Here is a 22,180-nt window from a genome sequence, read left to right on the forward strand (position 1 = left end):
CTTCGGCGGCGATGCCCTCGCCGGCCGCGTCGTCCTGCGCCGTCGGTGCCGGGCCGGGCTCGGTGCCGGGCGGGGCCGTGGCCGTGGTCGTAGTCGTGGCGGCCTCACCGGCCTGGGCCGACGGGGTGTACACACCGTCGTGGCCGTGTGCCGGCTGCATCCCGTCATGGCCGTGCACGACGGGCACGTGTCCGGTGTCGCCGGGCGCGCCCGCGGCCACCGCCTGGTGCGCGAGGCGGGCCATGGCGGCCTGGGCGGCGTCGGCCGGCTCGGGGGCCGGGGCCGGACCAACCGTTTCGGCAGCCGTCGGCCGGGAGCCGGCCTCGGCGGGGGCGGCGGGCGCCGCGCCCCAGGGGGCCGCGCTCTGCGGTGCCATCTCGCCGAGCGGCCGGCCGTCGAGGTACTCGGGGCCGGTGACCGGCGGCCCGGGCTGGCGTACCGGCGCTCCGGCGGGGCCGCGGTCGGCGAGGGAGCGGACCGGGCTCGCGGAGGTGTCGGGGATGGGCGGCCCGAGGTGCAGCGGGCGCCGGGGCGGCTGGGCGGCGGCCGTCGGGTCGTGCGGCGCGGAGAGGATGGGCGACGGCGGCACGGATGCCGGGCCCGTGTCGGGCAGGCGGACGCCGTTGAGGTCGACCGAGCCGCTGTCGCGGCCGGCCGTCTCGTGCGGGCCGGGTTCGTGCACGGTCTCCACCACCGGCTCCGGAGCGGGTGGCGGCACCTCGTTGCCCCACGCGCCCTGGGCACCCGGCAGCAGCAGGTCTTCGTCCTCGGCGGGTGCCTCGGAGAGGTAGGTGTACGCGCCGTGCGCGGAGGCGCCCGGCTGCTCCACCATGCCTGCGCTCTCGGGCAGTCCCTCGCCCGGGACCTGGCCGGTGTCGGTCATGCGTACCCCTCGCCCATCGGTTAGTGCTCCTACGACCAGCTGACCCGGAACGGCGCACCGACCGCCCCGTAGTGAAGAACGAGCGTCCGTGCCCAGCGGCACGAACGACCCGCCGGAAAAGGCGACAAAGCCATTCAGTGGCATTGTCCCGGCCGTTGCGACGTCGCGACAGCATGATCCGCGACAGGCCGCTGTGGACTGCGCCACGTTGCGCGTCCTCCGGTTCCGCCGTACCACACCCACCCCAAAACGGGCGTGCGTTCCGGACATTGGCGAACGAAGTTCGGGCCACCGGTGCGGTACAACGATCGGCCAGCCTACCGCGCGCGGTACGACAACCGGATCACGGGGCGCGATCCGGCAGCACCCCGCTGAGCAGGAACGCCACGTTCCGCTCGGTCTCGGTCCAGGCTCTGGTGTCGAGTTCGACGGACTGGAGCAGGGCGCACTCGACCCGGTAGCCGTGCTCGGTCAGGTCGCGGCCGACGCGTTCGGCCGCGTCCCGGGTCGCGGCGTGCGTGACGATGCGCTGCGGGCGCCGGTCGGCCACCGCGGAGACGACCGCCGCTCCCCCGCCGCCGACCCGTACGACGTCCGGCTCGGGCAGGTACTCGAGGACGTGCGGGGCACTGCCGTGGACGACCTGGAGCTGGACTCCGGACCGGCGCGCGGCCCCTTCGGCGCGGGCGCAGGCGGCCGGGTCCCGGTCGACGGCGATGACGGCCGCTCCGGCCCGCGCGGCCTCGGCGGCGAAGGCACCGGAGCCGCTGCCGATGTCCCACACGAGGTCACCGACCCGGGGACCGAGGCGGGCGAGTTGGGCGGCGCGCAGCAGTTCCGTCTCGCCCTCGCCGAGGCCGCCGCCCGGTCCGGCGCCGTAGGTCTCGTCGGGCTGCACCCAGCCGCGCGGTCCGGTGGCCGGATCGCGGCCGGCGATCCAGCCGCCGCCCTCGGCCGCGCCGGCCGGACCGCCGATGACGATCACCACGTTGGGGTCGCGCCAGGTGTGGTCGGCGGCCTTGTCGGAGGTGACGACGGTGACCTGTTCGCGGTCGGTGCCCAGTTCCTCGCAGATGACGAAGGTGCGGTGGACGCCCTCCAGCAGGAGGCCGAGTTCGGCGGGGCCGGCGCCCGGTGCGGTGAGGACGGCGACCTTGGGGTGGGCGCGGCAGACGTTCACGGCCCGGCGCAGGGTGCGCGGGTGGGCGACGACGATCTGGGCGTCGTCCCAGGGCATGCCGGCGCGGGCGAAGGCGGCGGCGACCGCGGGGACGGCGGGGACGACCTCGACCTCCAGGCCGAACTCGGGGGCCCGCAGGATCCGTACGACGCCGAAGAAGCCGGGGTCGCCGTCGGCGAACACGACCGCGGTGCCGCGGTGGGCGGCGATGCGGCGGGCGGCCAGCGGGAGGCTGCCGAGGCGGATGCGCTCGGCGCGGGGCGGTACCTCGGGCAGCGCCAGGTGGTGGGCGGCACCGGCCACGAGGGTGGCGGCGCCGAGGGCGGATCGCGCCGCGCCCGTCAGCGGCGAGCCGTCCCAGCCGATCACCGTGACCCGGTCGGCCATCGTCGTCAGTCTCCAGGGGTTCTGCTCAGGTTTCGGGGGAAAGCCCGGGGCGGGCACCTGAGGGTACCCGGTGGGGCTCGGGGGTCCTCCCCCGCGTGCTCAGTTCCAGTCCGAGTACGAGGTGAAACCGTCCGCGCCGGCCAGCTGCTCGCTGACTCCGGACAGGTCCTCGGGCAGCAGGCTCCAGACGATGACGTCCGTGCGCACCTCGGTCCAGGTCTCCTCGTCGGTCCTGGCGCGCGCTATGAAGGCGTTGCGCAGCACGCCCTCGCTGATGCAGCCGATCTTCTGGGCCACCTGCTGGGAGGCGGTGTTGTCGGCGGCTGTGCGCAGTTCGAGCCGCTCGAACTTCCGGTCGTGGAACAGCCACTGGGCGGTGGCCAGGACCGCTTCGGAGGCGTAGCCCTCGCCGCGGGCCCAGGGGGCGGTGACGTAGGCGATCTCGCTGGAGCGGATGCGCCAGTCCGTGTTCCGCAGGTGCACGACGCCGACGAGCCGCTGGGTGAGGAACTCGGTGACGGCGAGGACGATGCCGCGCCCCCCGGTGCGTTCGTCCGGGGCGAGCCGGGTGATCCAGTGGCGGGCGTCGGCCTCGGTGAAGGGGTGGGGCACGGTGGTCCAGGCGACGACCTGTTCGTCGTTCATCATGTCGGCCAGGGCGGGCACGTCGTCCTCGTCCAGGGGACGCAGCACCAACCGCTCCGTGCTGATGGAGATGTTGGGGAAGGTGCTCGTCATGCGCCGCTCCGTAACCTTCGGGAAGTGCTCGAAAGACCGTCAGGGCCGTAGGGCCTGCTGAACTGCCCAGCATGCAGCATGAACCCACCGAACCGCACAACGGGGTCCACACCCCGTGAGGATGCGGACCCGTTGCGTCGCGAAACGCCGTGTACGTTCCGTCAGCCGCCGGTCACCGGCAGGACGGACCCGTGGTACCTGTCCTTGAGGAAGGCGCGCACCTCGGGTGAGACGAGCAGCCCGGCGAGCTTCCTGACCCGCGGGTCGTCCTCGTCGCCGCGCCGGACGGCGAGGAGGTTGGCGTAGGGGTTGTCCTTCGCCGACTCCACGAGGATGGCGTCCTCGGTGAGGCTGAGGCCCGCGTCCTGGGCGTAGTTGTTGTTGATGACCGCCGCGTCCACGTCGTCGAGCGAGCGGGGCAGCTGGGCGGCCTCCAGTTCCCTGAACTTCAGGTGCCGGGGGTTGGCCGTGACGTCCGCGGGGGTCGCGTCCGGGCCGGCGCCGGCCCTGAGCCCGATGACCCCGCCGGAGGCGAGCAGCTTGAGGGCGCGGCCCTCGTTGGTCGTGTCGCCCGGCACGGCGACGGTGGCCCCGTCGGCGAGCGCGGTGACGCTCCCGGTCTTCCTGGAGTAGACGCCCATGGGCGGCAGGTAGGGCTTGACGACCGGGACCAGGTCGGTGCCCCTGGTCTTGTTGAAGTCGTCCAGGTAGGGCTGGTTCTGGTAGAGGTTCGCGTCCAGCTCGCCCTCCTGGAGGGCGGTGTCGGGCAGGACGTAGTCCGTGAACTCCTTGATCTCCAGCTTCAGGCCGGCCTTGGCGGCGAGGTGGTCCCTGACGAAGGTGAGCACCTCGCCGGCCGGCACGGCGGTGGCGCCGACGACGAGCGTGTCGTCGCCGCCACCGCGCCTGGCGGAGTCCGTGCCCGTGCCGCAGGCGGTGAGGCCGAGGGCCAGCGCCGCCGCGGCGATGACGGACCTGCGCATCGGTGGGGTCCCCTCCCGGATCAGAAGGACGGGATGACCGAGCCCTGGTACTTGTCCTCGATGAACTTCTTGACCTCGGGCGAGGTGAGGAGCTTGGCGAGCTTCTTGACCCGCGGGTCGTTCTCGTTGCCCTTCTTCACGGCGAGGAAGTTGCCGTAGGGGTTGTTCTTGGGGGACTCCAGGACGAGGGCGTCCGTGGCCGGCTTCAGGCCCGCGGAGATGGCGTAGTTGCCGTTGACCACGGCCGCGTCCACGTCGTCCAGGGAGCGCGGGGTCTGGGCCGCCTCGACCTCCTTGAACTTGAGGTCCTTGGGGTTCTTGGTGATGTCCTGCGGGGTGGCCTCGTTGCCGACGCCGTCCTTGAGGGTGATCAGCCCGTTGGCGGCGAGCAGCTTCAGGGCGCGGGCCTCGTTGACGGCGTCGTTGGGGACGGCGACGGTCGCACCGCTCTTGAGGGCGTCGGCCTTCTTGACCTTGTGGGAGTACAGGCCGAGCGGTTCCAGGTGCACCGTGACGACGGGCACGATGTGGGTGCCGCGCTTGTCGTTGAAGTCGTCGAGGTACGGCTGGTTCTGGAAGTAGTTGGCTCCGACCGAACCGTCCTCGGTCGCCGTGTTCGGCGTGATGTAGTCGGTGAACTCCTTGACCTCCAGGTCGAGGCCCGCCTTCTTCGCCAGCTTGTCCTTGACGAAGTCGAGGATCTCGGCGTGCGGGGTCGGGCTCGCGGCGACGACCAGCGGGCCGCTGGTGTCCGAGGAGGCGGAGTCGTCGCCGGAGCCGCAGGCGGTCAGCCCGAAGGTGAGGGTTCCGGCGGCGAGGACGGCGGTGGTGAGCTTGGCGGTGTTACGCACGAAAAGTGCCTTTCCTTAAGGGTGGTGCGACCCCCGTGTAGGGGTGGACGGGGGGGTCCTGGGGTGCCTACGCGACCTTGCTGACGTCGGCCGCGGCGGGCTCCTCGGCCTTCAGCAGGCGGAGCCTCGGCGCCGGGCCGGAGCGTGCGCCGCGGCCGTGCAGGGCGCGGGCGGCGAAGTCGCCGGCGAACTGGATGAGGGAGATGACGACGGCGAGGATCGCCACCGTGATCCACATCAGCTGGGTCTCGAAGCGCTGGTAGCCGTAGCGGACGGCGAGGTCGCCGAGGCCGCCGCCGCCGACCGTGCCGGCCATGGCGGAGTAGCCGATGAGGGCGATGATCGTGGTGGTGGTGCTGGCGATCAGCGAGGGCAGGGCCTCGGGGACGAGGACCTTGCGGACGATCGTCCAGCTGTTGCCGCCCATCGACTGCACGGCCTCGACGAGCCCGTGGTCGACTTCGCGGACGGCCGTCTCCACCAGGCGGGCGAAGAAGGGGATGCCGCCGATGGCGAGCGGCACGATCGCGGCGGTGGTGCCGATCGTCGTCCCGGTCACCCAGCGCGTGAAGGTCATCAGCGCGACCATCAGGATGATGAAGGGCATGGACCGGCCGATGTTCACGACCTGGCCGATCACCTTGTTGGCGACGACGTTCTGGATCAGGCCGCCCCGGTCCGTGAGGACGAGCAGGATGCCGAGCGGAAGGCCGGCGACGACGGCGATCAGGGTGGACCAGAGCACCATGGTGAGCGTCTCGGAACACGCCTGCGACAGCAGTGGCTGCATCTCCGACCAGGTCACTTGGCACCTTCCTTCACCAGCAGGGCCTCCTGGCCCACGACGTCGATCTGCAGTCCCTGTTCGCGCAGGAAGCCGACCGGCACCACGTTGTCCTCGTAGCGGCCGGGCAGCTCGATGCGCATCCGGCCGACCTGGAGGCCGCCGACGGTGTCGATGGCGGCGCCGAGGATCGAGATGTCGATGTTGTAGGTGCGGGCGAGCTGGGAGATGACCGGCTGGGTGGCGGCCTCGCCGTGGAAGGTGACGTCGAGGACGGTCCGGTCGTCGCCGGTGGCCTCGCCGCCCACCGGGAACAGCGCGGCGGCCAGCTCCGAGCCGGGTGTGGCCAGCAGCTCGCTGACGGTGCCGGACTCCACGATCCGGCCCCGCTCCATGAGGGCGGCGGAGTCGCAGATCGACTTCACGACGTCCATCTCGTGGGTGATGAGCAGGACGGTCAGGCCCAGCTGCCGGTTCAGGTCGCGCAGCAGCTGGAGGATGGACCGGGTGGTCTCCGGGTCCAGGGCGCTGGTCGCCTCGTCGGACAGCAGCACCTTGGGGTCGCCGGCCAGGGCGCGGGCGATGCCGACGCGCTGCTTCTGGCCGCCGGAGAGCTGGGCGGGGTACGCCTTGGCCTTGTCGGCGAGGCCGACGAGGTCCAGCAGTTCCAGCGCCTTGCGGGAGCGCGCCCGGCCGGCCTGGCCGAGGATCTCCAGCGGCAGCTCGACGTTGTCCTGGACGGTCCGGGTGGACAGCAGGTTGAAGTGCTGGAAGACCATGCCGATGCGGCTGCGGGCCCGGCGCAGTTCCCGGCCGGCGCGCGGGGACCGGCCGGCCAGGGCGGTGAGGTCCTGCCCGGCGACGGTCACGGTGCCGGAGGTGGGGCGCTCCAGCAGGTTGACGCAGCGGATGAGGGAGGACTTGCCGGCGCCGGACTGGCCGATGACGCCGTAGACCTCGCCTTCGCGGACGTGGAGGTCGACGCCGTCGAGGGCGGTGACCTCCCGGCCGCGGGAGCGGTAGACCTTGGTCAGGCCCGAGGTGGTGATCACGTGGGTTTCCGTCACTGTCGAGTGCGCGGGCGTGGGTGTGCCCGGGCACGGTGCGTTTCGTGCGTTCGTTCAGGGACGCGGCACGGTTCTCGGGGTGGCGGTGAACCGGGGAGAACGTCGTGTGCGCGCGGCGGCCCTCGGGCGCGTACGGCCGGAGTCGGACGCCGGGCGGGCCGCGGCTCTCGCTTCGGGGCGCGAGGCTCGGTTGGTGCGGGGGCCCTCTAGAAGGCGCACATTCGACACGGACACATACAACGAGCACCGGGCGTGTGGGTCGCCTCGGTCGCAAGGGTGCGGTTGCTCGTCGTGGTCATGCGATCAGTAAACCAGACCGGCGGTGCCGACCGGCTGCCGCTGTCCGCATCGTGGACAGTGGCGGACGGCGGTGACCAGCGGTTCAGTCGCGGACGGCTATCTCCACCGCCCCGTCGGTGACCAGTGCGGACAAGGCCGACAGGTCCCGCACCACGAGGTCGGCGTCCAGCTCGGCCGCCCGGTGCGTTGTGGCCAACGCCACGGTGGTCATGCCCGCGGCCCGGCCCGCCCGCAGTCCGGCGGGCGCGTCCTCGAAGACGACACAGCGGGCGGGGTCGACGCCGAGCTGCCGGGCGGCGAGCAGATAGGGCTCGGGGTCGGGCTTGCCGCGGGTGACGTCGTCGGCGGTGACCAGGGACTTCGGGCTGATGCCGACGGCACCCAGGCGGGCCTCGGCCAGGCGCCGGGTGGCGGAGGTGACCACGGCCCAGCGGTCGGCCGGCAGGGAGTCCAGGAACTCCCGGGTGCCGGGCAGCAGGCGCACGCCGCCGTTCGGCACGTCCTCGACCTCCAGCTGCTCGACCCGGGCGACGGCCTGGGGCACCAGGTGGGCGGGGAGCAGGTCGCCGACGATCTCGACGGCCGTGCGTCCGTGCAGTTCCACGCGCGCGAACGCCTCGGCGGTGATCCCGTACTCCCCCGCCCAGCGGGTCCAGCAGCGCTCGACCGAGTCGAGGGAGGAGACGAGGGTGCCGTCGTTGTCGAACAGGAGGGCGTGTGCGTGGATCGTCATGGTCTAGACCCTACGGGGTACGGCGGGGGCGGCGGCTCCCGCCCGTTTCGGCCGTAATAAGGTCGCGGCATGCTCAATGCCCTGACGCTGGTGACCGGTGTCGCCGCGCTGCTGCTCGCCGCCTGGTGCGGCTGGGCCGCCTACCGCGACCAGCCGACCAAGGACTGGCATTTCATCGGCATGGCCGTGGTGTCGCTGCTGGCCGTGGTCCAGCTGGTGACGGGGATCGTGCAGCTGGCGCGGGGCGAGAAGCCGGCGCAGGGCACGACGATCTTCGTGGCGTATCTGCTGGGCGCGTTCGCGTGCGTTCCGGCGGCGGGCATGATGTCGCTGGCCGAGCGGACCCGCTGGGGCTCGGTGACGGCAGCGGCGGGCGGAGTGGTGCTGGCCGTCCTCGAAGTACGGCTCTACGACATCTGGGGAGGCTGAGATGACGGCGGTGGAGGAGAAGCCGGCCCGGCTGATCAGCGGGCCCGGCGTCCTGCTCGTGTGGTTCTACGGCGTGATGGTGGTCGGCGCGGTCTCGCGTTCCGCGTACCAGATCGCCACGGACTTCCAGCGGGCGCCGCTGGCCTACTCCCTGTCGGCCGTCGCGGGCGTGGTGTACGGATTCATCACCTACACGCTCGTGCGGGGCGGCGAGGCGGCCCGGCGGGCGGCTCTGGTGTGCTGCGCGGCCGAGCTGGCGGGTGTGCTCGTCGTCGGGACGTGGACCCGGGTCGAGCCGTCGGCCTTCCCCGACTCGACCGTGTGGTCCGACTACGGCATGGGTTACGTCTTCATCCCCGTGCTGCTGCCGCTGTCCGCGATCTACTGGCTGCGCAGGGCCCGCGACCGGCGGGGCGCCTGAGGTACACCGGCGCCCGCCGGCCGGCCGGGGCGTGCCGTGCGGCTCCCGGCACCCCTCACGGGGGCGTCTGTCACGCCGTGGCGACGAAGGCGCCCGCCGGCTTCTCCAGGATGATCATCTCCACGCCGTCCGCCCCCTTGGAGCGGCCGACCGTCTCGTAGCCGGAGCGGCGGTACAGGCGGAGGTTGCTCTCGCTGCGGTGGCCGGTGAAGAGGCGGAACCTGGTGGCGCCGCGCTCCTCGGCCAGGGCCGCCTCGGCCGCGCGCAGCAGTCGCGCGCCGATGCCGTGCCCCTGCAGGCGCGGGTGGACGCAGAGCCGGCCGATGGCCGCCGCGCCGTCCTCGGAGACCTTGCCGCGCACCGAGCCGACCACCTCGTCGCCGAGCCGGGCGACGAACACGCAGTCGGAGGCGACTTCCTGACGGACGGACTCCAGGCTCTGCACCAGCGGCTCGATGCGGTAGTTGCCGTACAGCGCCGCCTCGCCCTGGAAGCACAGGTACTGGAGTCTGAAGATCTGCTCCGCATCCTGCTCGGCCGCCACCGAGATGGTCACGCTCATGCCCATGTGCGCACGCCTCCCGCTCACCTGATCACCTGTCGTCCCCCACTCCTATCCCCGGGCTTCGCACGGTGCAACCTCCGGTGTGAGCAATCGGCGCAGACATCCCAGACATCGGGAGCGTTCCGGGCCGAGACTGCCCTGTGAGATACCCAACTCCCCCGCGATTTCCCGGTATGTCAGGTCTCGTGGCGAGAGCAGCGCCTCCAGCAGACGGGGGCAGCGTCCGGGCAGCCGGCGCACCGCGTCCCGCAGGGCGCGGTGCCGGGCGGCGGTCAGCGCGTGCTGTTCGGGCCCGGGATGGAGGTCGTCGGCCGGTTCGACGCCGTACGACCGTTCGAGGCGTGTGATGCGGCGGCTTCGGCGGGCCTCCGCACGCACGGCCCTGCGCAGCCAGCCGGGCGGGTCCGGCGGCGGCCCGTCGGTCTCCAGCCGCTCCAGGAGCCGGAGCCAGACGGCCTGTTCCAGGTCGCCCGGCTCGCTCCCCGAGGCGGGCGCCTCGGCCGAGACCTCGGCGGTGAGCAGCGGACGCAGGGCGGCGACCAGGTCGTACGTCATGTGCGGAACGACGAGCCGCCCCGGCGGCGGGTTGCCGGGACGGCCCACAGTCACCCCGATCGGGGTGCCGGCCGGTGCGCCGGTTGACGCCGTCAGCCCTTCAGGAAGTCGGCGCGGGCGAGCAGTCCGGTGTCGGCGTTGTCGGTGAAGACACCGTCGATGCCGGTCGCGAAGTACGTCGCGAAGGCGCCGAAGGCGTCACCGTAGGCGTCGGCGGCACTGCCCTTGCGGTACTCGGCCGGCAGGAAGGGGTTCTCGTTGCGCATGGTGTACGGGTGCAGGACCAGCCCGACCCGGTGGGCGTCGGAGACCAGGGTGGTCGGCTCGGCCAGGGTGCCGTCCGCCTTCCTGGGGATGACCAGGTCCAGGGTGGGGCCGATGCCCTGGGCGTAGCCGGCGATCTCCCGCAGGCCCCTGGGCGTGATGAGGTCGGCGACCGTGCGCGGGTCGTTCGCCTCGACGAAGTCGTAGGGCCGGCTGTCGGCCGAGGAGAGCAGGACGACGAGCGGGTTGTCGACCAGCCGGTTCAGCCGCTGGATGCTGGTCGGCTCGAAGGACTGCAGGATGACCGGGGAGTTCCGCCCGTCCTTGCCGTACTTGCGCAGCAGCTTCGCCACCCGCTCCTCCAGGCCGAGGCCCAGCTTGCGGAAGTAGGTGGGGTGCTTGGTCTCGGGGTAGATCCAGACCTGTCTGCCGCGCTTGCGGGTCTGCTCGTCCTGCCACTTCAGGACCTCTTCGAAGGTGGGGATCTCCCAGCGGCCGTCGTAGAGGGTGTTGTGCGGCCGGTTGGCGGGAATGCGTTCGACCGCGCGCAGCCGCTTCAGCTCGGCGAGCGTGAAGTCCTCGGTGAACCAGCCGGTGGTGGGGACGCCGTCGAGCGTCTTGGTGGTCCGGCGGCCGGCGAACTCCGGGTGGGCGGCGACGTCCGTCGTCCCGCCGATCTCCGGCTCGTGACGGCACACCAGATGGCCGTCCCTGGTGGGCACCAGGTCGCCCGCCTCCACGACGTCGGCGCCCAGGTCCAGGGCCAGGTCGTAGGAGCCGAAGGTGTGCTCGGGACGGTAGCCGCTGGTGCCCCGGTGGCCGATGATCGTCGGTACCGGCAGGCTCTTCAGCCCGCGGCCCGCGCGCCCGGCCGTCCGGGCGTCGGCCGCGCGGGCCGCGCCGGGCAGTCCGAGGACCGCTCCGCCCGCGCCCAGTACCGCGGCGCCGAGGAGCGCCCGCCGTCCCGTCTCCTGACTCCGCCCGTCCGCCTGGTCGCTGCCCATGAGCGCCCTCCTGCCGCTTTCGCCTGTGTCGGTGCGCGCCGATCGTAGGGGCGTGCACATGACGAAAGGGAGGCCCCCGTCCGAACACCAGGGTCATTCGGTGTGTCGGGCGGGCGGCCGGTGGTGACGGCCCGTCGGGACGGATCGGCCGGTCCCGTTCCACGCGATGTCCGTCACATCGCGGCAAGGCCGTTACGCGCCGTCCTGAGCACGCCACCGCAGGTAAACCCGCGTCAACACTTCGTAAGACCTCGGTGAACCGGGCGTCCCCGATGTGCGCGCGGACCGGCGCCGCGAGTAATGTCCTCACCTGCACAGACTCATATCGCCCCCCCTTGACATCGGAGGACCCGTTGTCCCGCTTCGCGCTCATCAAGGCAGTGCTCGCACCGATCATGCGCCTGATGTTCCGCCCACAGGTGGAGGGCGCGGAGCACATCCCGGGGGACGGTCCGGTGATTCTGGCCGGTAATCACCTCACGTTCATCGACTCGATCGTGCTGCCCGTCGTCACCAAGCGGCAGGTGTTCTTCATCGGCAAGGACGAGTACGTCACCGGCAAGGGCTTCAAGGGCCGGCTGATGGCCTGGTTCTTCACCGGAGTCGGCATGATCCCGGTGGACCGGGACGGGGCGAACGGCGGCGTGGCCGCGCTGATGACCGGGCGTCGGATCCTGGAGGAGGGCAAGGTCTTCGGGATCTACCCCGAGGGCACTCGCTCGCCCGACGGCCGGCTGTACCGGGGGCGGACCGGTATCGCCCGGCTCACGCTGATGACCGGCGCACCGGTGGTGCCGTTCGCCATGATCGGCACGGACAAGCTCCAGCCGGGCGGCCGGGGCATCCCCCGGCCCGGCCGGGTCACCGTGCGGTTCGGCGAGCCCATGGAGTTCTCCCGGTACGAGGGCATGGACCGCGACCGCTACGTGCTGCGCGCGGTGACGGACTCCGTCATGACCGAGGTCATGCGGCTGTCCGGCCAGGAGTACGTGGACATGTACGCCACCAAGGCCAAGGCCGCCTAGAGCCGTCCGACGGGCGGCCGCGGCACCCGTGTCCATCCGCCTGCCGGTGGAATCTACCGCCGACACATCGAGCATTCGGCCCTATAAAGGGGCCATATGACCACGCAACATGTCTGATTCAGACATGTACAAACCTTCTCGGCGTACTCTGCTTCGCACACCGATCGCCGCGGCCGGTGCGGGATTCCTGGCATCCTGCACCAGTTCCGACTCCGAGCCCAGCTCCGGACCCCAACGCGCGGGCGACGGGGAGAAGTTCGTCCCGGCCGGCCCCAAGGGGTACGTCAACCCCTCGGACCCGGAGGTCCTCGCCGCCGAGCGGAAGCGCGGGGCCGGCCGCGTGCGCACCTTCCGGTTCACCGCCGAGGAAGCCAAGCTGGACCTGGGCGGACGGTCGGTCCGCACCTGGGCGTACAACGAGGAGGTGCCGGGCCCGCTGGTCCGGGTCACCGCCGGTGACGTGCTCGACCTGACCCTCGCCAACCGGCTGCCCACCACCACCACGCTGCACTCGCACGGCGTACGGCTGCGCTGCGACATGGACGGCGTACCGGACCTCACCCAGCGCGCCATCCGCTCCGGGGACGACTTCCGCTACCGCTTCACGGTCGCCCACCCGGGGACGTACCTGCTGCACTCCCACGTCGGGATGCAGCCCGACCGCGCCCTGTACGCGCCGCTCGTCGTCGAGGACCCCAGGGAGCCCCTCTCCTACGACAAGGAGTGGGTGGTGATGCTGGACGACTGGCTCGACGGCGTCGAAGGCTCCACCCCGGACAACGTCCTGGAGCAGCTCAAGCCCGGCGGCTCCATGGACATGGGGGGCATGGCCATGGGGCCGGGCCACCACAGCGCCGCTCCGAGCCGGCCGGCGGGCTCCCGCACGCCGGCCAGGAAGTCCTCGGGCCCCGACCGGGTGCTGCGTGACTCGCACAGCCGCATGCTCCACGGCGAGGGCGGCAGCGTCGCCTACCCGTACTACCTGGTCAACGGCCGGCTGCCCGGCAATCCGTCGGTGTTCCGCTGCCGTCCCGGTGACCGGGTGCGGCTGCGCATCATCAACGCCGGTTCGGAGACCGCCTTCCGGGTGGCGCTCGGCGGCCACAAGATGACCGTCACGCACACCGACGGCTACCCCGTGAAGCACAAGCAGACCGACGCCCTCCTCGTCGGCATGGCGGAGCGGTACGACGTGCTCGTCACCGTCGGGGACGGTGTCTTCCCCCTGGTGGCGCTCCCCGAGGGCAAGAAGGGCAAGGCCCTGGCCGTGCTGCGCACCGACAAGGGGAACCGGAACCTGCCCCCGGCGGATGTGCGCCCGCACGAACTCGACGGCAACACCGTCCCGGCGCGCCGTCTGCTGCCCGCCGACTCCGTGGCCCTGCGGGAGCGTGACCCCGACCGCGAGCTGCGCATCAGGATCACCGGCAGCATGCAGAACTTCGACTGGGGCTTCGACCACAAGGCCTACTCGGCACAGCAGCGCCACCCGGTCCGCGCAGGTGAACGGGTGCGCCTCACCCTCATCAACGCCACGAGCATGTGGCACCCGATGCACCTGCACGGCCACACCTTCTCGGTGACCGGCCTGGACTCCGTGGGCGCGCGGAAGGACACCGCGCTCGTGCTGCCGCACCGCAAGCTGGTGATCGACTTCGACGCCGACAACCCGGGGCTGTGGATGCTGCACTGCCACAACCAGTACCACTCGGAGAGCGGGATGATGACGGTGCTCGGTTACAAGAAGTGACCTCCGGGGCGGTCCGCCCGTAGCCGGGTGTGGGTGTGCGGCGGCTCGGCGAGCCGCCGCACACCCACACCCACCCGGAAGGCACCGTCCCGCGCCCCCCGCGTCGGCCACCTCAGCCGGCGCTTTCCAGCTTCTGGTTCCTCAGCAGGACCCACGCCACCGCCGAGGCCGCCAGCAGGACCGCCGCACCCGCCCCCGAGGCCAGGTGGAGGCCGTGGACGAAGCTGTCCCGGGCCGCGTCGAGAAGTGCCTGTGCCTGGTGCGGCGGCAGGTCCGCCGCGGTCTCGACCGCCGCGCCCAGGGACTCGTGGGCCGAGGCCGGGGTGCCGGCCGGACCCGTGAAGCCGCGGTAGACGCCGGTCACGATGGAGCCGAGCAGGGCGATGCCGAGGGCCGCGCCCAGTTCGTACGCCGTCTCGGAGACCGCCGAGGCGGCGCCCGCCTGGTCCTTCGGGACGCTGGAGAGGATGACGTCGGCGGTCACGGTGAAGGAGAAGCCCGCGCCGACGCCCACGACCAGCAGGGCGGCGCCGAGGACCGGGTATCCGGTGGACTGGCCGAGCGTCGTCAGGGCGGCCAGGGCCACACCGACCGCGGCCAGGCCGCCCGAGACCACCGTACGGACCGAGAAGCGCCGGGCGGTGCGGCCCGCGATCAGACCGGCCGCCACCGCGCCCACCGCCGCGGGCAGTTCGGCGAGGCCCGCCTCGAACGGGCGGCGGCCCTGGACGAGTTGCAGGTACTGCGAGAGGAAGAACACCAGTCCGGACATCCCGAGGACGGTCAGCAGGTCGGCGAGGACCGCTCCGCTGAAGCCGCGCCGCCGGAACAGCCGCATGTCCAGCAGCGGGACCGGCATGGTCAGCTGACGGTGGACGAAGCCGTACAGGCCCGCCGCGCCCAGCAGGCCGGCCCCGAGGGTCGTCCAGGTGGGACCGTGGGTGGCCGCCTCCTTGACCGCGTAGACGAGGGCGATCATGCCGACCAGCGACAGCAGGACACTGGCCAGGTCCCACGGACCCGGACGGGGGTTGCGGGACTCGGGCAGGGTGCGGATGCCGACCAGGACCAGGACCGCCATCACGGGCAGGTTGATGAGGAAGACCGAGCCCCACCAGAAGTGCTCCAGGAGGAACCCGCCGGCGATCGGCCCGACGGCCGTACCCGCGGAGGCGGTCGCGCCCCAGATGCCGACGGCCAGGCTGCGCTCGCGCGCGTCGTGGAAGATGTTGCGGATCAGGGCCAGCGTGGCCGGCATCAGGGTCGCGCCCGCGACACCGAGCAGCGCCCGGGCCAGGATCATCAGCTCGGGTGTGGTGGCGTAGGCGTTGAGCACGGAGATCGCACCGAACGCCGTCGCGCCGACGAGCAGGATCCGCTTGCGGCCGATGCGGTCGCCGAGGCTGCCCATGGAGACCAGCAGACCGGCGATGACGAAGGAGTAGACGTCGCCGATCCACAGCAGCTGGGTGCCGGAGGGGTCGAGGTCCTCGCTGATGTAGGGGGTCGCCAGGCCGAGGACGGTGGCGTCGACGGCCACCAGCAGCACGGCCAGGACCAGGACGGACAGCGCGAGCCAGCGGCCCGGGCGCTTCACCGCCCCGGTCGCGTGTGCCGGCTGCAGGGTGCTGGTCATGATTCCTCTCTTCGTTTCGTCATGTGTCTCGGGTGCGCGGGTCCGTCACGCGCCGGTGCGCCGGGCGCCGCCCAGCAGCAGCTCGACGATCATGTAGGTGAAGTCCTTGGCCGCCAGGCGGCCCTCGCTCACGGCCCAGGCGCCGGACGCCAGCAGACCGAACAGTGCTTCGGTGAGCCAGGCCGGGGTGAGGTCGATCCGGAACTCGCCCGCCTCCTGGCCGCGCCGGAACGTGGCCGTGAGGCGCTCGTCGATGCGGGCCCAGCCCTGGTTCTGCTCCTCGCCCTCGAACAGCTGGTTCTCGGTGTAGAGGAACGCGAGCAGTCCGGCGGCGGGCTCGATCGCGCGGACGAGGCGGTGCACGGCCTCGCCCGCCGGGCCCTCGTCCAGCCGGGCCGTCTCCAGTGCCGCCTCGCACTCGGCGATGCCGAGCGCCTCCAGGGCCCGGACGAGCGCGTCGCGACCCGCGAAGTGGCGGTGCAGCGTGGCCCGGCTGATCCCGGCGGCCTTGGCGACCTCGTCCATGGTCGCGGTGGACTTGCGGGTCAGCAGGGCGGCTGCGCTGCGCAGCACGTGGTCACGATCCAGGGCCATGAGACAAGGATAGCCCATGTGAGACATCTATGTCTCATTCAGGCCGCGCGTGACTCATCGCCGCTGGTCAGGCGAGAGTCGCCGGTCGGGACTCGCCGGTCCGGATTCGTCAGTCGGATTCGCCGGTCCCCGGACAGCGGCCCGCGTCCGGTCAGTGCCAGGGCAGCTGTCCGCGTCGCCGCCAGTAGGCGCCCGGCTCCTCCTTGAGCGTGGCCAGACGGGTCAGCTGGTCCACGTCGAGGTCCACGGCGGGAGCGTGCAGGTTGGAGAAGAGCTGCGGGACGGTGGCGGCGCCGGAGAGGACCACCCCGGCCCACGGGCGGCACAGGATCCAGGCGAGGGCCACGGCGTCACAGCCGAGGGAGGTCTGCGCGGCCACGGCCTTCAGCGCCTCCGGGGCGTGCGGTCCGGCCAGCCGGCCGTTGGCCATCCCCTCCTTGACGATCACGGTGAGCCCGGCGTCGTGCGCCTCGGCGAGGGCGGGGCCGGCCGAGGTCTCCAGGACGTTGTACGTCGACTGCACGGTACGGAAGAGGGGTTCGCCGTCGACCGTCACGGCGAGGGCGGCACGGATCGCGTCCGCCTGGGCGGGGCCGCTGGTGGAGAAGCCGACGGTCAGCCCGCCGGCGGCGGCTTCGGCCAGCCGGGCGTGCAGGTCCCGGTCGGTGAGGGCCGGGCTCTCCGGCGTCACCGAGTGGATCTGGTAGAGGTCGAGCCGGTCGCCGAGCACGGCGGCGGTCTCGGCGCGCTGCCGGTCGTAGGCGGCGAGGCTGTGGTCCTTGACCTCGTGCTGTTCGGCGTCCGTCGACCAGCCGGCGGTGTAGGTGTAGCCCCATTTGCTGCCGACGACCACGTCGTCGGCGTCGGGGCGGGCGGCCAGCCACTCGGCGAGGAACTCCTCGGACCGGCCGTAGGAGCGGGCCGCGTCGAAGTACCGCACACCCTGGGCGTAGGCGGCGTCGAGGAGGTCGTGGGTGCGGGTGCGCAGCGCGTCCGCGCTGCGGTCCGCGCCGAGGTCCTCGTCCCGGCCGAGGTTGATGTAGCCGGGTCGGCCGACGGCTGCGAGGCCGAGGCCGATGTGGCAGGTCGGCGTGGTGGCGGCGGCGAGGCGGGAGAAGGGCATCGCGGGTTCCGTTCGGTCGGCTCCGGTCCGGCTTGCGACCAACGTAACCCGCGATGACCTTGTGGCGAGCGCTGTGCTCAGCTCTTCGTCCCGGCCGTCGCCCAGGCGTGCTGAGCCGCCACGTCGGCCTTGACCTCGGCGAGCTGTACGGCGACCGCGCTCGGTGCCGTGCCGCCGCGGCCGTCGCGGGAGGCGAGGGCGCCGGGGACGTTGAGGACCGAGCGGACCTCGGGGGTGAGGTGGGCGGAGATCTTGGCGAACTGCTCGTCCGTGAGGTCGTCCAGCTCCTTGCCCTCGGCCTCGGCGACCTTGACGCACTCCCCCGCGACCTCGTGCGCCACCCGGAACGGCACACCCTGCCTGACCAGCCACTCCGCGATGTCGGTGGCGAGCGAGAAGCCGGCCGGGGCCAGTTCCTCCATGCGCTCGCGATGGACGGTGAGCGTGGCGATCATGCCGGTGAAGGCGGGGAGCAGCACCTCAAGCTGGTCGCAGGAGTCGAAGACCGGCTCCTTGTCCTCCTGGAGGTCGCGGTTGTAGGCGAGGGGCAGTGCCTTCAGGGTGGCCAGCAGACCGGTCAGGTTGCCGATGAGGCGGCCGGACTTGCCCCGGGCCAGCTCGGCGATGTCCGGGTTCTTCTTCTGCGGCATGATCGACGAGCCCGTGGAGAACGCGTCGTGCAGGGTGACGAAGGAGAACTCCTTGGTGTTCCAGAGGATGATCTCCTCGGCGATCCGGGAGAGGTTCACCCCGATCATCGCCGTGATGAAGGCGAACTCGGCGACGAAGTCGCGGGAGGCCGTGCCGTCGATGGAGTTGCCCACGCTGCCGCGCTCGAAGCCGAGGTCCGCGGCGACCGCCTCCGGGTCCAGGCCGAGCGAGGAGCCCGCGAGGGCGCCGGAGCCGTACGGCGACACGGCCGTGCGCTCGTCCCACTGGCGCAGCCGCTCGGCGTCCCGGGACAGGGACTGCGCGTGCGCGAGGACGTGGTGGGCGAAGAGCACCGGCTGGGCGTGCTGGAGGTGGGTGCGGCCGGGCATCGCGACGTCCGGGTGGGCCTCGGCGAGGCCGGTCAGCGCGTCCTGGAGGTCGGCGAGCAGGCCGCCGATGACACGGGCGTGGTCCCGCAGGTACATCCGGAAGAGGGTGGCGACCTGGTCGTTCCTCGACCGGCCCGCGCGCAGCTTGCCGCCGAGGTCCGGGCCGAGGCGCTCCAGCAGGCCGCGCTCGAGGGCGGTGTGGACGTCCTCGTCCGCGATGGTGCCGGTGAAGGAGCCGTCGGCGACGTCCGCCTCCAGCCGGTCCAGGCCGGCGATCATCCGGGTGAGTTCGTCCTCGGTGAGGAGCCCCGCCTTGTGCAGGACGCGCGCGTGGGCGCGGGAGCCGGCGATGTCGTAGGGCGCGAGCCGCCAGTCGAAGTGGACGGACGCGGACAGCTTCGCCAGGGCCTCGGCGGGGCCGTCGGCGAAACGGCCGCCCCAGAGCCGTACGTCACCGCTGTTGCTGCTCACTTGCGTTGCTCCTCGGGGGTGTCTTCATGTCACAGACGTCTGTGTGCGACCGCCTCCCCACCCTTGCAGGCGGGGAGGCGGCTGTCAGGCTGATGCGTGCGAGGCCCGCGGGTGGGCGTTACGCCAGGTCGCGCTTGGCCGCGATCTTCGACGACAGGCTGTAGATGTCGATGAAGCCCTTGGCCGCGGCCTGGTCGAAGGTGTCGCCCGTGTCGTAGGTGGCGAGGTTGAAGTCGTACAGGGACGACGAGGAACGCCGGCCGGTGACGACCGCGCGGCCGCCGTGCAGGGTCATCCGGATGTCGCCGGTCACGTGCTGGCTGGCCTCGTCGATGAAGCCGTCCAGGGCGCGCTTGAGCGGGGAGAACCACTGGCCGTCGTAGACCAGCTCGCCCCAGCGCTGCTCGACCTGGCGCTTGTAGCGGGCCAGCTCGCGCTCGACGGTGACGTTCTCCAGCTCCTGGTGGGCCGTGATCAGCGCGATCGCGCCCGGGGCCTCGTACACCTCGCGGGACTTGATGCCGACGAGGCGGTCCTCGACCATGTCGATCCGGCCGATGCCCTGGGCGCCGGCCCGCTCGTTGAGCTGCTGGATGGCCTGCAGGACGGTGACGGGCTTGCCGTCGACCGCCACCGGGACGCCCGCCTCGAAGCTGATGACCACCTCGTCGGCCTCGCGCGGGAGGGCCGGGTTGGAGGTGTACTCGTAGATGTCCTCGATCGGAGCGTTCCAGATGTCCTCCAGGAAGCCCGTCTCGACCGCGCGCCCGAAGACGTTCTGGTCGATGGAGTACGGGGACTTCTTGGTGGTGGCGATCGGGAGCTGCTTGGCCTCGCAGAAGGCGATCGCCTTGTCCCGGGTCATCGCGTAGTCGCGGACCGGGGCGATGCACTTCAGGTCGGGGGCGAGGGCGACGATGCCGGCCTCGAAGCGGACCTGGTCGTTGCCCTTGCCGGTGCAGCCGTGGGCGACCGTGGTGGCGCCGTGCTTCTGGGCGGCGGCGACGAGGTGCTTGACGATCGTCGGCCGGGAGAGGGCGGAGACCAGCGGGTAGCGGTCCATGTACAGGGCGTTGGCCTTGATCGCCGGGAGGCAGTACTCGTCGGCGAACTCGTCCTTGGCGTCGGCGACCTCGGCCTCGACGGCGCCGCACGCGAGGGCGCGCTTGCGGATGACGTCCAGGTCCTCGCCGCCCTGGCCGACGTCGACCGCAACGGCGATGACCTCGGCGCCCGTCTCCTCGGCGATCCAGCCGATGGCGACGGAGGTGTCCAGACCGCCTGAGTAGGCGAGTACGACGCGCTCGGTCACGGGTTTTCTCCTCACAGTGCATTCGCTGACATGCATGAGTATGCAGGGTTCTGCATGGTTCGTCAATCAGCGCCGTCGTCCGCATGCGCGCCACGCCGCGCCGTGCCCACCGACGGACCACCCGGGCTGCCGCCGGCGCCGCCGCCGTCTACTGTCCGAGCCATGCGCCCCGGTGTGGTCCTCGCCCTCGTCTCCGTCTCCGCCCTCACCCTGCTCGGTGCCGCGCCCGGCCCCGGCCGGGACCCGCTGCCCGCGGGTATGGCGGACACCGGCGGCGGCAGCCAGCTGATCCTCGCCGAGGCCCCGGACACCACGGCCACCGACGGCACGGTCAGCTGGTGGGACCTGCGGGACGGGCAGTGGACCCAGGCCGGATCCGCCCCGGCCCGCTTCGGATCCGGCGGACTCGTGGCCGGCGACACGCGGAAACAGGGCACGAACACGACCCCGACCGGGCTGTACGACCTCCCCTTCGCCTTCGGGACCGAGGCGGCGCCGGACGGGACCACCGTCCCGTACCGGGCCGTCAAGGACAGCTCCTGGTGGTGCCAGGACAACGACTCCGCCTCGTACAACCGCTGGGTCGATCCGCTGCCCGCCGACTGCCGCGCCGCCGAGTCCGAGCACCTGGTCGACTACCGGACCCAGTACGCCCACGCCCTGGTCGTCGGCTTCAACTACGACCGGCCGGTGCGGGGCCGCGGAGCCGGGATCTTCCTCCACGTCAACGGCAAGGCGTACACGGCCGGTTGCGTGTCCGTCCCGGCGGACGCGATGCGGCGGATCCTCACCTGGGCCGACCCCGGGGCCCGGCCCCACATCGCGATCGGGACCGAGAGCGGCGAGACGGCGCTCAGCCGCTACTGAACCCCGCCCACGGGGGCCGCCGCACACCTGAACTCCCTTGCCCCTCCGCGTTGTCGGTGGGTGATGCCATCATGGTTCCCTGCCGGTCGGGGGGAACACGGTGCGAAGGAACCTGGCACGACGCTGCGCCGGACGGGTGCCCGCGAACGGAGGGTCCCGAGCCGCCCGACCCCGTCCCCGCTCCGCAGCCGCCGCATGCCCGAGGTATCCCGAGTGGACGACATCCGATGACCCGAGCCCCCGCACCCACCCATGACTTCACCGTGGTCTACGCCGAGGAGGACCTCGGCCCGGCCACCGCCCCCTTCACCTGCCGCCCCGCCCCCGCCGGGAACGGCATCGTGGTGGAGGGCGAGTGCCCGCGCTGCCACGGCAGGACCCGGACCGAGTACCGGCACGGCCTGCCGGGCACCGGGACCAAGGGCCTGCTGTCCTGGCTCGCCGGCCGCTCGCCGGCACCGGAGGACGACGCCGGGGCCCTCGTCCGCGAGGTGCACTTCTGCGAGTGCGGCCACCCGCACCCGAACCTGCCGCCGGACGCCCCCGCCGGCTGCGGTGCCAGCTGGCGGATCACCACACTCCTGGACGGCGGCACCGCGTGAGCGCCCCGACGGACCGCCGCTGGGCGCAGCTCGCCCGGGAACTGGAGTTCACCCAGCTCCCGGAGCTGCGCCGGCAGGCCGAGGGCTGGCGCAACGGACTCGCCGGTCTCACCGCGCTGCTCACCGTCCTGGTCACGCTGAAGGGCCGCGACGACCTCGCCGAGCTGCCCGGCACCGCGCGGCTGGCGGCGAGCGCCACCCTCGGTGCCGCGTTCGTGCTCTTCGTCACCGGCTCGGTACTCGCGGTGCGGGCCGCGCACGGCCACCCCGGCGAGAGGGTGCTGCTCGCGGGCCAGTCGCTGCGCCGCTGGACGGAGCAGGAGATCGGCCGGGTCACCCGGGCCCTGCGGTTCGCCGCGCTGTGCTCCGCCGCCGGGCTGCTCCTGGTGGCCGCCGCGGTCGTCCTGGCCTGGGTGACCACCGAGTCACCCCCCGACCACCTGGTCCGGGTCGTGACGACCTCCGGTGAGCGCTGCGGGGAGTTCCTCGGCTCCGGACCGGACGGGGTCGTACTGAAGAACGCACAGGGCGGCGGTGACGAGCGGCTCGTGCTGCCCGCGCGCACGGTGCTGACGGTGACCGCGGCCGGCTCGTGCGGCCCGGCCCGGTGACAAGG

General features: G+C 72.3%; 22 protein-coding genes and 1 pseudogene. 7 read left to right on the forward strand and 16 right to left on the reverse strand.

Going from position 1 to position 22,180, the window contains the following annotated elements; all coding sequences use genetic code 11:
- From GT045_RS11115 to GT045_RS11150, 8 genes and pseudogenes are all read right to left on the reverse strand, one after another.
- Window positions 1-883 (reverse strand): annotated as a pseudogene (locus tag GT045_RS11115) (5,6-dimethylbenzimidazole synthase); the annotation flags it as partial.
- 343 nt (window positions 884-1,226) lie between these two features.
- Entirely contained in the window at window positions 1,227-2,450 is a 1,224-nt protein-coding gene (cbiE, locus tag GT045_RS11120; RefSeq protein ID WP_161295291.1) for a precorrin-6y C5,15-methyltransferase (decarboxylating) subunit CbiE, read from the reverse strand.
- 99 nt (window positions 2,451-2,549) lie between these two features.
- Window positions 2,550-3,188 (reverse strand): GNAT family N-acetyltransferase, encoded by a 639-nt coding sequence (locus GT045_RS11125; RefSeq protein ID WP_161295293.1) that lies wholly within the window; start codon window positions 3,186-3,188, stop codon window positions 2,550-2,552.
- Between the two features lie 161 nt (window positions 3,189-3,349).
- Window positions 3,350-4,171 (reverse strand): MetQ/NlpA family ABC transporter substrate-binding protein, encoded by an 822-nt coding sequence (locus GT045_RS11130; RefSeq protein WP_161334060.1) that lies wholly within the window; start codon window positions 4,169-4,171, stop codon window positions 3,350-3,352.
- A gap of 20 nt (window positions 4,172-4,191) precedes the next feature.
- Entirely contained in the window at window positions 4,192-5,022 is an 831-nt protein-coding gene (locus GT045_RS11135) for a MetQ/NlpA family ABC transporter substrate-binding protein (RefSeq protein ID WP_161295297.1), read from the reverse strand.
- 67 nt (window positions 5,023-5,089) lie between these two features.
- A complete protein-coding gene (locus tag GT045_RS11140) occupies window positions 5,090-5,827 on the reverse strand; it encodes a methionine ABC transporter permease (RefSeq protein ID WP_161295299.1) in 738 nt (245 codons plus the stop codon).
- Window positions 5,824-6,858, reverse strand: coding sequence for an ATP-binding cassette domain-containing protein (locus GT045_RS11145; RefSeq protein ID WP_161334061.1), 1,035 nt, complete (start codon window positions 6,856-6,858; stop codon window positions 5,824-5,826). The genes GT045_RS11140 and GT045_RS11145 overlap by 4 nt, the downstream gene beginning before the upstream one ends.
- A 397-nt stretch (window positions 6,859-7,255) precedes the next feature.
- On the reverse strand, window positions 7,256-7,906 hold the full coding sequence (locus GT045_RS11150; RefSeq protein WP_161295303.1) for an HAD family hydrolase: 651 nt from the start codon (window positions 7,904-7,906) through the stop codon (window positions 7,256-7,258).
- Window positions 7,907-7,975: 69 nt separating this feature from the next.
- Between GT045_RS11150 and GT045_RS11155 the strand changes: the two genes are divergently transcribed.
- Window positions 7,976-8,335 carry a hypothetical protein gene (locus GT045_RS11155; RefSeq protein ID WP_161295305.1) on the forward strand — a complete coding sequence of 120 codons (360 nt, stop codon included), beginning with the start codon at window positions 7,976-7,978 and terminating at the stop codon, window positions 8,333-8,335.
- A 1-nt stretch (window position 8,336) separates the two neighbouring features.
- On the forward strand, window positions 8,337-8,756 hold the full coding sequence (locus GT045_RS11160; protein ID WP_161334062.1) for a hypothetical protein: 420 nt from the start codon (window positions 8,337-8,339) through the stop codon (window positions 8,754-8,756).
- A 70-nt stretch (window positions 8,757-8,826) separates the two neighbouring features.
- Here GT045_RS11160 and GT045_RS11165 read toward each other — a convergent pair whose 3' ends face one another.
- The 3 genes from GT045_RS11165 to GT045_RS11175 form a co-directional block, all read right to left on the reverse strand.
- Window positions 8,827-9,324 (reverse strand): GNAT family N-acetyltransferase, encoded by a 498-nt coding sequence (locus tag GT045_RS11165; protein ID WP_161295309.1) that lies wholly within the window; start codon window positions 9,322-9,324, stop codon window positions 8,827-8,829.
- A 45-nt stretch (window positions 9,325-9,369) separates the two neighbouring features.
- Window positions 9,370-9,876 carry a sigma-70 family RNA polymerase sigma factor gene (locus tag GT045_RS11170; RefSeq protein WP_161334063.1) on the reverse strand — a complete coding sequence of 169 codons (507 nt, stop codon included), beginning with the start codon at window positions 9,874-9,876 and terminating at the stop codon, window positions 9,370-9,372.
- Between the two features lie 92 nt (window positions 9,877-9,968).
- Window positions 9,969-11,144, reverse strand: a complete 1,176-nt coding sequence (locus GT045_RS11175; RefSeq protein WP_161334064.1) for a glycerophosphodiester phosphodiesterase — start codon at window positions 11,142-11,144, stop codon at window positions 9,969-9,971.
- Window positions 11,145-11,416: 272 nt separating this feature from the next.
- On the opposite strand from GT045_RS11175, the gene GT045_RS11180 reads away from it, so the two are divergent.
- Entirely contained in the window at window positions 11,417-12,169 is a 753-nt protein-coding gene (locus tag GT045_RS11180; RefSeq protein ID WP_161334070.1) for a lysophospholipid acyltransferase family protein, read from the forward strand.
- 124 nt (window positions 12,170-12,293) lie between these two features.
- Window positions 12,294-13,919 carry a multicopper oxidase family protein gene (locus tag GT045_RS11185; protein ID WP_161286841.1) on the forward strand — a complete coding sequence of 542 codons (1,626 nt, stop codon included), beginning with the start codon at window positions 12,294-12,296 and terminating at the stop codon, window positions 13,917-13,919.
- Between the two features lie 112 nt (window positions 13,920-14,031).
- Here GT045_RS11185 and GT045_RS11190 read toward each other — a convergent pair whose 3' ends face one another.
- The 5 genes from GT045_RS11190 to GT045_RS11210 all read right to left on the reverse strand — a co-directional run bounded on the left by GT045_RS11190 (window position 14,032) and on the right by GT045_RS11210 (window position 20,095).
- On the reverse strand, window positions 14,032-15,555 hold the full coding sequence (locus tag GT045_RS11190; protein WP_161286842.1) for an MFS transporter: 1,524 nt from the start codon (window positions 15,553-15,555) through the stop codon (window positions 14,032-14,034).
- A gap of 45 nt (window positions 15,556-15,600) precedes the next feature.
- Window positions 15,601-16,149 (reverse strand): TetR/AcrR family transcriptional regulator, encoded by a 549-nt coding sequence (locus GT045_RS11195; protein ID WP_237538518.1) that lies wholly within the window; start codon window positions 16,147-16,149, stop codon window positions 15,601-15,603.
- A 151-nt stretch (window positions 16,150-16,300) separates the two neighbouring features.
- Window positions 16,301-17,272, reverse strand: coding sequence for an aldo/keto reductase (locus GT045_RS11200; RefSeq protein WP_161334066.1), 972 nt, complete (start codon window positions 17,270-17,272; stop codon window positions 16,301-16,303).
- Window positions 17,273-17,349: 77 nt separating this feature from the next.
- Window positions 17,350-18,783, reverse strand: a complete 1,434-nt coding sequence (gene argH, locus GT045_RS11205) for an argininosuccinate lyase (RefSeq protein ID WP_161334067.1) — start codon at window positions 18,781-18,783, stop codon at window positions 17,350-17,352.
- Between the two features lie 118 nt (window positions 18,784-18,901).
- Entirely contained in the window at window positions 18,902-20,095 is a 1,194-nt protein-coding gene (locus GT045_RS11210; protein WP_161286846.1) for an argininosuccinate synthase, read from the reverse strand.
- 162 nt (window positions 20,096-20,257) lie between these two features.
- Here GT045_RS11210 and GT045_RS11215 point away from each other — a divergent pair, with 162 nt between their 5' ends.
- The 3 genes from GT045_RS11215 (at window position 20,258) to GT045_RS11225 (ending at window position 22,175) form a co-directional block, all read left to right on the forward strand.
- A complete protein-coding gene (locus tag GT045_RS11215; RefSeq protein WP_202527782.1) occupies window positions 20,258-20,962 on the forward strand; it encodes a L,D-transpeptidase family protein in 705 nt (234 codons plus the stop codon).
- Window positions 20,963-21,189: 227 nt separating this feature from the next.
- Complete coding sequence (locus GT045_RS11220; RefSeq protein ID WP_161334068.1) at window positions 21,190-21,564, forward strand: hypothetical protein; 375 nt, start codon at window positions 21,190-21,192, stop codon at window positions 21,562-21,564.
- A complete protein-coding gene (locus tag GT045_RS11225) occupies window positions 21,561-22,175 on the forward strand; it encodes a hypothetical protein (protein ID WP_161286848.1) in 615 nt (204 codons plus the stop codon). Before GT045_RS11220 ends, GT045_RS11225 begins: the two co-directional genes overlap by 4 nt.
- Window positions 22,176-22,180 lie beyond the last annotated feature (5 nt).

This window comes from Streptomyces sp. SID486, from assembly GCF_009865385.1.
In the GTDB taxonomy this organism is placed as follows: domain Bacteria; phylum Actinomycetota; class Actinomycetes; order Streptomycetales; family Streptomycetaceae; genus Streptomyces.

Excerpts from the sequence above, each read along its gene's own strand:
- GT045_RS11165 (WP_161295309.1), bottom strand. The coding sequence starts at position 9,324 with ATGGGCATGAGCGTGACCATCTCGGTGGCGGCCGAGCAGGATGCGGAG.
- GT045_RS11220 (WP_161334068.1), top strand. The coding sequence starts at position 21,190 with ATGACCCGAGCCCCCGCACCCACCCATGACTTCACCGTGGTCTACGCC.
- GT045_RS11160 (WP_161334062.1), top strand. The coding sequence starts at position 8,337 with ATGACGGCGGTGGAGGAGAAGCCGGCCCGGCTGATCAGCGGGCCCGGC.
- GT045_RS11125 (WP_161295293.1), bottom strand. The coding sequence starts at position 3,188 with ATGACGAGCACCTTCCCCAACATCTCCATCAGCACGGAGCGGTTGGTG.
- GT045_RS11150 (WP_161295303.1), bottom strand. The coding sequence starts at position 7,906 with ATGACGATCCACGCACACGCCCTCCTGTTCGACAACGACGGCACCCTC.
- GT045_RS11215 (WP_202527782.1), top strand. The coding sequence starts at position 20,258 with ATGCGCCCCGGTGTGGTCCTCGCCCTCGTCTCCGTCTCCGCCCTCACC.
- GT045_RS11180 (WP_161334070.1), top strand. The coding sequence starts at position 11,417 with ATGTGCGCGCGGACCGGCGCCGCGAGTAATGTCCTCACCTGCACAGAC.
- GT045_RS11170 (WP_161334063.1), bottom strand. The coding sequence starts at position 9,876 with ATGACGTACGACCTGGTCGCCGCCCTGCGTCCGCTGCTCACCGCCGAG.
- GT045_RS11200 (WP_161334066.1), bottom strand. The coding sequence starts at position 17,272 with ATGCCCTTCTCCCGCCTCGCCGCCGCCACCACGCCGACCTGCCACATC.
- cbiE (WP_161295291.1), bottom strand. The coding sequence starts at position 2,450 with ATGGCCGACCGGGTCACGGTGATCGGCTGGGACGGCTCGCCGCTGACG.
- GT045_RS11130 (WP_161334060.1), bottom strand. The coding sequence starts at position 4,171 with ATGCGCAGGTCCGTCATCGCCGCGGCGGCGCTGGCCCTCGGCCTCACC.
- GT045_RS11185 (WP_161286841.1), top strand. The coding sequence starts at position 12,294 with ATGTACAAACCTTCTCGGCGTACTCTGCTTCGCACACCGATCGCCGCG.
- GT045_RS11190 (WP_161286842.1), bottom strand. The coding sequence starts at position 15,555 with ATGACCAGCACCCTGCAGCCGGCACACGCGACCGGGGCGGTGAAGCGC.
- GT045_RS11175 (WP_161334064.1), bottom strand. The coding sequence starts at position 11,144 with ATGGGCAGCGACCAGGCGGACGGGCGGAGTCAGGAGACGGGACGGCGG.
- GT045_RS11195 (WP_237538518.1), bottom strand. The coding sequence starts at position 16,149 with ATGGCCCTGGATCGTGACCACGTGCTGCGCAGCGCAGCCGCCCTGCTG.
- GT045_RS11155 (WP_161295305.1), top strand. The coding sequence starts at position 7,976 with ATGCTCAATGCCCTGACGCTGGTGACCGGTGTCGCCGCGCTGCTGCTC.